Genomic DNA, 8,041 nt, shown 5'->3' with positions numbered 1-8,041 from the left:
GGTCTTACCGTATCTGCAGTATCTGGGGGCCATGATCATCGTCTGTCAGTGCGGATACGCCTGCGTCGCGTTTCAAAAACGCTGGCCGGTCTTGGTTGTGGCGGCCGCGTCCTGCGCGTCGTTGCTTCCGTGGCTCTGGGCGATCAGGATCCAGTTCCCGCTCGGCGGGTACACGTCATCGACGCACCCGAACGTGATCGACGTCTTTTCCGGCTTGGTCGTCTTTGGCGCGCCCGAGCAGTGGGTTCACCAGCCGTGGTTTTCCCCCGCCGTAGGATGCGTTCTTATCGCGGTTCTCGGAGCAGCCGCGTGGTTGGGGCGATCGACGGTGCTTCCATGGTGGCTGTTGCAGATCGTGCTGCAATTCGGCGCCACGCTGCTGCTTGCGAAATCACTCGCCATTCCGCGGTATCTGTTGACCGCGCTGCCGGCCGTCGCGATCGCGATAGGCGGCGTGAGCGCCGCGTTGTTCGCTTCGCGGCTGCGCGTGTTGGGCGTCGCGCTCGCAGCCTCGTTCGTCGTCTTCGAGGCGGTCTGCGCTTCGAATCTTTTGCTCGATCCCTACTACCAATTCTCCGATTGGTTTCTCGTTAGCACTTACGTGGGGCTGAATGAGCAGAAGTCGGACGTGATGGTGTTCGATCAGGCGTTTCCGGGTCTCATCGTGGAAGGGTATCCGGAATTCTCGGGTCACGATCGCTACGGCCCGAACACCTATCGCGACGTCGATCCCACGATGCGCCTGATCGATTCGCAGCCGGCTGCGCGGGTGTGGTACGTCGAGAATCAGTGGTGGTATCCAGATCCAGGACATCGCATTTTGCGCCATTTGCAGTCCGATCGTTCCGTGCTGCGTGTCTGGCATGAGGCGCGCTTCGAGCCTGCGAACGAGGTCTATGTGCTGCTGTTCGGTCCGGCACATCGTACCGGTCCGGGTGTGCGAAAGGTCACTCCGAAACGGGTCTAGGTCCCCAACGGCAAGGGTATTAATACTAGTGACAAGAGTTGCCATGAACGGCAGCGCGCGGTCTGCCAGACTTCAGGCCGCATAGCTCCTCGCCGATAAAGTAAATGTCGGATGCTTCGCCCAGGAAGGCGACTAAGCAGCCATCAAGTGTTTTCCAAATAACCGAAAGGACTACCCCAAAGTGAAGAGATTACAAAAGGGATTCACGCTGATCGAGCTGATGATCGTCATCGCGATCATCGCGATTCTGGCGGCCATCCTCATCCCGAACTTCATCCATGCTCGTGCGGAATCACAAACAGCCGCGTGCGAAGGCAATGAGAAGCAGATCGCAACCGCCATGGAAGAGTATGCAGTAGACAACCAAGGCCTCTACACCACGACGCTGCCGGCGCTATACCTTGCCGTCACGCCGAAAGACCCCGTCAACAACGTCAACTACGTCATCTCGACGTCGATCGTCGCCGCTGGATCGTATCAGATCCAAGACACCGGTGGACATGACAAGACTACGATGGGCAACCTGAACAAGGCCGGCGCGACCTGCGGCCAGACACTGTGCTCGTCAGTCCTCTACAACCAAAACTCGGGTTTGCAAGGCAACTAGACCGAACACAAGTACATGCGACAGACGGGCCGGCTGAATGTCGACCCGTCTGTTTCTTTGAGCGACCCTATTCTTGGCCGGCACGCCGGCCCGGAAATTGAGGATCAAACGTGAGCAAGTCAACCAGAGGCTTCACCCTCATCGAATTGATGATCGTCATCGCGATCATCGCCATTCTGGCGGCTATTCTCATCCCGAACTTCATCCACGCGCGCGCGGAAGCACAAACAGCGGCGTGCGAAGGCAATGAAAAGCAGATCGCGACCGCCATGGAGGAGTACGCAGTGGACAACCATGGCGTATACACCATAACTCTGCCGGCGATGTATCTCGTCTCCGCTCCAAAAGATCCGGTCAATAATTCGGCATACTCCATCTCGATCTCGGTTCCGGCAGCCGGCTCCTACCAGATCTCAGACACCGGCGGTCACGACATGACCACGATGGGCAATCTGTATCAGACCGGTGGGACAAGCTGCGGCCAGGCCACGTGCACGAAAGTCTATTTCAACCAAAACGCCGGGCTGATCGGACTCCCGTAGGTTCGTCTCTTATGTGTGATATCAGTCGTACTTACGAATCCGGGTGCTGTAGACGGGCTCAGATGGGCATTATGAACGTAGACCTAAAGCGATGGAGAACGGACGGACATGAAAGCCAGAGCGCGCGGATTCACCCTTATCGAATTGATGATCGTCATCGCGATCATTGCGATTCTCGCCGCCATCCTCATCCCTAACTTCGCTCACGCACGCGCCGAATCGCAGGCTTCGGCTTGCGAGGACAACGAAAAGGGCATCGCCACCGCCATGGAAGAGTACGCGGTCGACAACGCGGGCCAGTATCCGCTCACGCTTCCGTCCAGCTATCTGGTGCAGCAGCCCAAGGATCCGGTCAACGGATCGTTATATGCGATCAATAACGCCGCTAGCCCGGCATACGGATCGTATCAGATCTCCGACACAGGCGGCCACGACAAGAGCACAATGGGAAATCTCCGTCAGGCTGGTGGAACCACTTGCGGGCAAAGCACATGCACGAGCGTGATCTTCAGCCAGAACTCCGGCCTGATCGGCAATTAGCCGTCCGCATTACATGATGCCAGCATTCGTCGTCATCGCGGCAGCTCTGTTCGGACTCATCGTCGGGTCGTTCCTCAACGTCGTCATCTACCGCGTGCCGCGGGGCGAGTCGATCGCGTTTCCAGCGTCGCACTGCCCGACGTGCTCGCATCCTCTTTCCGCATTCGAAAACTTTCCGCTGGTCTCGTGGCTGATCCAGGGCGGCAAATGCCGTCACTGCAAGACCCTCATCTCGTTGCGTTACCCACTTGTCGAAGCGATGACCGCGGCTCTTTTCGCCCTTACTGTTGTGGTCTACGGCTTGACGATCGACGCGCTCGGCGTCGCACTTCTCGCCGCCACGCTGGTGGCGGTGGTGTTCATCGACTTGGACCACTTGCTTATCCTCGATGTCGTCATCGCGCCGGCGGCGCTCATCGGACTGGTCGAAGCCATCGTCGCCGGACGGATCGTGGATGCGCTACTCGGTGCGCTGGCGGGCGGCGCGATCTTCGGGCTGCTGTATCTCGCCACGCGAGGGGCCGGTATGGGCCTCGGGGATGCGAAGCTGGCGCTCGTGATCGGGCTGTTTCTGGGATTGCATCTCACCATCGCCGCTGCCGCGTTTTCATTCGTCTTTGGAAGCCTGCTCATGCTGCCCGTGCTCGCCGCAGGGAGCCGAGGCCGCCGCGATGCGGTGCCGTTCGGACCCTTTCTCGTCCTAGGGGCGCTCGCCGCGCTCTACATGCCAAACGCGCTTGTTTGGGTGCCCGGGCTCTCCCGGCTCCCTTTCGGGACATGACGTAAGCTCCAAATCGGGTCTTTACAAGCGCGGTCATGTTGCCGATATAACGTGTATGTGAGCAGGCGTTCGGCGCTTGCGCCGCATTTGTCATTATCGCGCCAGATGGCCAAGGACGGATCATCGTGCAGCATATCCCGGAACGACACGTAGACGCCGCACTGTTGAGAAAGGTGCCGCTGTTCGCCGAGTTCAGCGATGCCGACCTCGTCGCCGTCGCCAGCCTCGCGCAGACCCGCCGCTATACCAAGCACGCAGTGCTCGTGTACGAAGGAGATCCGGGCGACGCGCTCTTCATCGTCATCGCAGGCAACGTCGCCGTCACGCGCGTCAGCAACGACGGCAAAGAGACAATCCTCTCCATCCTCAAAGACGGAGATTTCTTCGGCGAGATGGGGGTGCTCGACGCATCGCCGCGATCCGCCACGATCAAAGCCTTGCGCGACGTGGAAGTCGCGATCCTCGCGCGCAAAGAATTCCTCGACTTGCTCGTCAAGAGCCCGCATATGAGTTTGAGCCTGGTGCTCGCGTTGTCATCGCGTTTGCGGGCCACGAATCAAGCCATCCAAGCGGCTGCGTATCAAGACATACGCACGCGGCTCGCATCGCTGCTCCTCAATCTCGAAAAGAACTTCGGCGAGAAAGCGGAGGGGGGCATCCGCCTCACTCTGCGCCTCACCAACCAAGAGATGGCCAACATGATCGGCACGACGCGTGAGACGGTCAACCGCATGCTCAATCGATTCTGGGATGAGAAAATGATCGATATGCGGACCGCAAATATCGTCATCAACGATCACGATCGGCTTCAAGCGATTCTTGGTTAGACGTCCCATACGGCGGAACCTGGGGGTATCCGGTCGCATATGCGACCGAATGTGCGTTCTAATGTCCGTCCCGCCTCTGCCGATACATAGCATTGAGAGTCACCCCCGCTCGCCTATTTTATATTCCACGCGGAGTTGGAGAGAAAAGGCCGGACATGGCGTTTGTTAGCAGATTTTTCTCGCGGGGCGCACAGCGCTACGTCGGCATCGACTTCGGCTCATATGAGTTGAAGGCGGTGCAGTTCAGCGCCACCGCCCGGGGCATCGAACTCGAACACGTTTACAAGATCGCCACGCCCGCGAACGCGCTCAAGGACGGCGTCGTCACCGATCCGCCGCTTGTCGGCGAAGCGCTCCGCCAGCTCATCACCGAGGGCGCGATCACCGCAAAGCGCACCGTGAGTGCCGTCGCCGGACCATCCGTCGTGGTCCGCCAAGTCAGCATGCCCAACATGAACGAACGCGAGCTTCGCGAGTCGACGAAGTACGAGGCCGAACGGTTCTTGCCGTACTCGGTGGACGAAGCCCAGATCGACGCCAAGATCCTCGGCTCGGCAGAAGACGGTCAGAGCATGGACGTGCTCATCGTCGCCGCGCAAAAAGATCTGGTCATGTCGCAAGTCAGCGCCCTGCAGTTCGCCGGCCTCACACCCGCAGTCATCGAAGTCGAACCGTTCTCCATGGTCCGCGCCATGCTCACGCCGGACAGCCCACAGTACGAGCAAAACATCGCGATCATCAACATCGGTGCCGCGTCGACGAGCATCAACGTGACGAAGGGCGGCTTCGTGCCGTTCACGCGTAACGTGCCGATAGGCGGCAACAGCATGACCAAGGCCATCGCCACCGGACTGAACGTGTCGATCGACGAGGCCGAAAAAATGAAACGCGAAAAAGCCGCCATCCTTTCTCAACGCGATGACCAACCGGTCGCGCCCACGGTGACCAGGATCTTCAACGTCATCACGCCGCCGCTCACCGAGCTCGTCACCGAGATCCATAAATCCCTCGATTACTTCCGCACGCGTTTTCGCGGCGAGACCATCGAGGCCGTCTTGCTGGGCGGCGGCACCGCCCGGCTCACGAATCTAGACGCGTTTCTCAGCCACGAACTCGGGTTGCCGGTGACTGTGGCCAATCCGCTAGACATCAGCGGCTTCAATCCCGCCGATTTCCCGGCCGACTATCTCAAAGAGATCGGCCCGTCGTTGATCGTCGCCGCCGGGCTGGCGCGCCGAGATCTCGTCCCCGAACTGGGCCGCGTGGCAGCGACCGCATGAGCACTGCGTTTACGGGTCTGAGGGCACACTCGTGATCAATATCAATCTGCTCCCGTCCGCACAACGAAAACCGGCGGTCACTTTCGACCGTGGTATGGCGGTCGGGCTCGTAGTCGTCGTGTTGGAAATCATCGCGATGTTCGTCATGACGGCGTTCATGAACAATCAGATCGCCGCGCTGAACGGGCAGATCGAACAAGAGACCTCGAAGGTCGCGCTCGAGCAGGCGCAGGTGAAATATGTCGACGATCTGCGCGACGAAGTGACGCAGCTGCAGGCCAAGGCCGAACAGCTCGAGCGCATCAAGCAGAGCCCGACGCAATTGGCAGAAGTCATAAAAGCGCTCGGCGAAGTCACGCCGTCCGGCGTCTGGTACACGGCGGTGAACATCACGCACAGCGATTCCGGCGGCACCGTCGCGTTGACCGGCAAGTCCACCACGTTTCGACAGGTCGCGGACCTGATGCTGGATCTCGACGCCTCCAACATGTTCGGCGACGCGACGCTGTCGAGCAGCACGCAAGAAGTCGGCAAGATAACGCAGCCTGGCGGCAACATCAACTTCATCATGTCGGGCCAGATCTCGAACGCGGTGATCATGCAATGAGTTTTCAACTGTCGCCACTTTACCGTAATCTCATCATCACGGTCATCGTCCTTGTGATCGCGTTCGTCGGCTACTATTCGATGTACCAACCCAAGCACAACGAGCTTGTGGCCGATCAAGCCAAACTGGCCTCGCTGCAGCAGAACTACGACGACCTCAAGCGCGTCGCAGACCAAAAGCCGCAGTATCTCGCGCTCGAGCAGCAGATCCGCACGAGACTGGCCGGAGTCGAGCTCACCTCGGACAACCGTTCGTATATCCCGTCGTATCTGAAGCAGATCGAAGACCTGGCCAAGCGTGACGGTCTCGCCGTGACGTCCGTGGTGCCGCAGCCGTTGCCAACGCCGGCCGGGGGCACCACCACCACGCCGGTCGCACCGGGCTCGGGGACCTCGAGTCTCTCGAAGATTCCGGTGATCAATAGCGCGGTGAATGCCGCGGGCGGCGCCAGCATGCAAGCCGCGAAAACTTCGGATGTAGCCGCTGCGACCGGCGAGGCCGGCCCGCAGGGCCAGCCGCAGAACGGCACACCGGCACCTACCGCCAACGGTGCGGGAGCGAACGCCGTTCCGGCCGCAAATGCCACGCCCAGCGCGCGCCAGAACGCGATCGTGTACGTGAACCAATCTTTCCAGCAAGTTCCGGTCAACATGGAACTCGTCGGGACGTTCACGCAACTGCAGAAATTTCTACGCGATCTCAATAAGTTTCCGAAGTTGATCGGCGTCAGCAGCGTGACCCTCAGTCCGGTGTTCTCGCCACCCGCCGGCGACACGCCTTCGCTCCGCATCACGCTTCCGATCACCGCCTACCGGCTCACGGCCGGACAACCGGTGGCTCCACAACCTGTCGCCTCGCCCGCCGCGGGCAGCGGAGGATAATGCGGTGAACGTGCACGCTCGCTTTGCCATAGTGCTTGCCTTCGGGATGGTCTCGGCTGGATGTTCCAGCGCGCCGCCGCTCGATCAAGGGCCGGTCACAACGCCGATGTCTCAAGCCGAACTCACGCAGACTCCGCCGCCGGCCAGCTCCACGCCCGTACCGATCGTCCGCGCAAAAGCGTTGGCGGGCACCGGCCGCACCGATCCATTCGTCGCGCTCTTCAGCTCGAGCACTACCGTGTCCAGCGGCAAGAGCGTCGCCGTGAGCTCGTTCCCGCACATTCCGACATTGCCGGGCTTTGAAGGCGCACCGAAGAGCGGCGCGACCATCTGGGACGGCATTCTAGTCACCGGCATCGTGCATGACGGCGGATTCACCGCGATCATCACAGCCAACGGCGCCTCGTACGTCGTTCATCCCGGCGACTACGTCGAGAACAAATTCCGCGTCGTAGCCATCGGGCCCGATTCCGTAACGCTCGCAACAAACAAAGAAGAGCGTCACTTTTCGCTAGGGGGTTAAGGTACATGCATCGGCATCTTCGGTCGGCGGCGGCCGGGCTTCTCGCAAGCGTTTTCGGCCTGAGCGCCGGATTTGCGGCCCAACCGCCTGCAAGCACTGGTCCGAACCCTGTGACCGACGTCTCGTATGGCAGACAAACGGGATCGTTCACGGTGTCCGTGTCGGCGACGAAAACTGTCACCGCCCACGTGCAGCGCTTTGCGGTCGACACGCAACGCGGGGTCGAAGATCTCGTGATCGACCTCTCCCCGGCGACCTTCGGCGGCCAGACAAAGGTCGTCGGATTCTCCGGCGGACAAATCCATCAAGTCCGGGTCGGTCAGTTCTCGGCATCCCCGGCCGTGATGCGAATCGTGGTCGAATCCCACGGGCCGGCGCAGTACGACCTGAGTGGAGCGCACGGGGCGAAGACCGTCACGCTGGCGGTGCACACCGGCCAGATCGCGTATAACGTGCCTGCCTCACAGGCGGCGCCCGTCACAGCGG

The 8,041-nt window shown here is 60.5% G+C and carries 11 protein-coding genes; all 11 read left to right on the top strand.

Annotated elements, in window-relative coordinates:
* Positions 1–967: hypothetical protein (locus VII69_07950; protein ID HEY5095030.1), on the top strand; the 967-nt coding region annotated here is incomplete at its 5' end.
* Positions 968–1,148: 181 nt separating this feature from the next.
* A complete protein-coding gene (locus tag VII69_07945) occupies positions 1,149–1,574 on the top strand; it encodes a prepilin-type N-terminal cleavage/methylation domain-containing protein (protein ID HEY5095029.1) in 426 nt (141 codons plus the stop codon).
* A gap of 110 nt (positions 1,575–1,684) precedes the next feature.
* A complete protein-coding gene (locus VII69_07940) occupies positions 1,685–2,116 on the top strand; it encodes a type II secretion system protein (protein HEY5095028.1) in 432 nt (143 codons plus the stop codon).
* A gap of 108 nt (positions 2,117–2,224) precedes the next feature.
* Positions 2,225–2,656, top strand: coding sequence for a type II secretion system protein (locus tag VII69_07935; protein ID HEY5095027.1), 432 nt, complete (start codon positions 2,225–2,227; stop codon positions 2,654–2,656).
* A 13-nt stretch (positions 2,657–2,669) separates the two neighbouring features.
* Positions 2,670–3,437, top strand: coding sequence for a prepilin peptidase (locus tag VII69_07930; GenBank protein HEY5095026.1), 768 nt, complete (start codon positions 2,670–2,672; stop codon positions 3,435–3,437).
* Positions 3,438–3,562: 125 nt separating this feature from the next.
* On the top strand, positions 3,563–4,264 hold the full coding sequence (locus VII69_07925; protein ID HEY5095025.1) for a Crp/Fnr family transcriptional regulator: 702 nt from the start codon (positions 3,563–3,565) through the stop codon (positions 4,262–4,264).
* A 155-nt stretch (positions 4,265–4,419) separates the two neighbouring features.
* Entirely contained in the window at positions 4,420–5,544 is a 1,125-nt protein-coding gene (gene pilM / locus VII69_07920) for a type IV pilus assembly protein PilM (GenBank protein HEY5095024.1), read from the top strand.
* A 31-nt stretch (positions 5,545–5,575) separates the two neighbouring features.
* Entirely contained in the window at positions 5,576–6,151 is a 576-nt protein-coding gene (locus VII69_07915) for a PilN domain-containing protein (GenBank protein HEY5095023.1), read from the top strand.
* Positions 6,148–7,032 carry a type 4a pilus biogenesis protein PilO gene (gene pilO, locus VII69_07910; protein HEY5095022.1) on the top strand — a complete coding sequence of 295 codons (885 nt, stop codon included), beginning with the start codon at positions 6,148–6,150 and terminating at the stop codon, positions 7,030–7,032. Before VII69_07915 ends, pilO begins: the two co-directional genes overlap by 4 nt.
* Positions 7,033–7,036: 4 nt before the next feature.
* Entirely contained in the window at positions 7,037–7,555 is a 519-nt protein-coding gene (locus VII69_07905; GenBank protein HEY5095021.1) for a hypothetical protein, read from the top strand.
* A 5-nt stretch (positions 7,556–7,560) separates the two neighbouring features.
* Positions 7,561–8,041 (top strand): AMIN domain-containing protein (locus VII69_07900; GenBank protein ID HEY5095020.1); only part of this gene is annotated, 481 nt, incomplete at its 3' end.

Source organism: Candidatus Eremiobacteraceae bacterium, assembly GCA_036511855.1.
Classification (GTDB): domain Bacteria; phylum Vulcanimicrobiota; class Vulcanimicrobiia; order Eremiobacterales; family Eremiobacteraceae; genus JABCYQ01.
The sequence above is the reverse complement of the archived record's forward strand: the minus strand, read 5'-3'. Positions and strand labels throughout refer to the sequence as shown.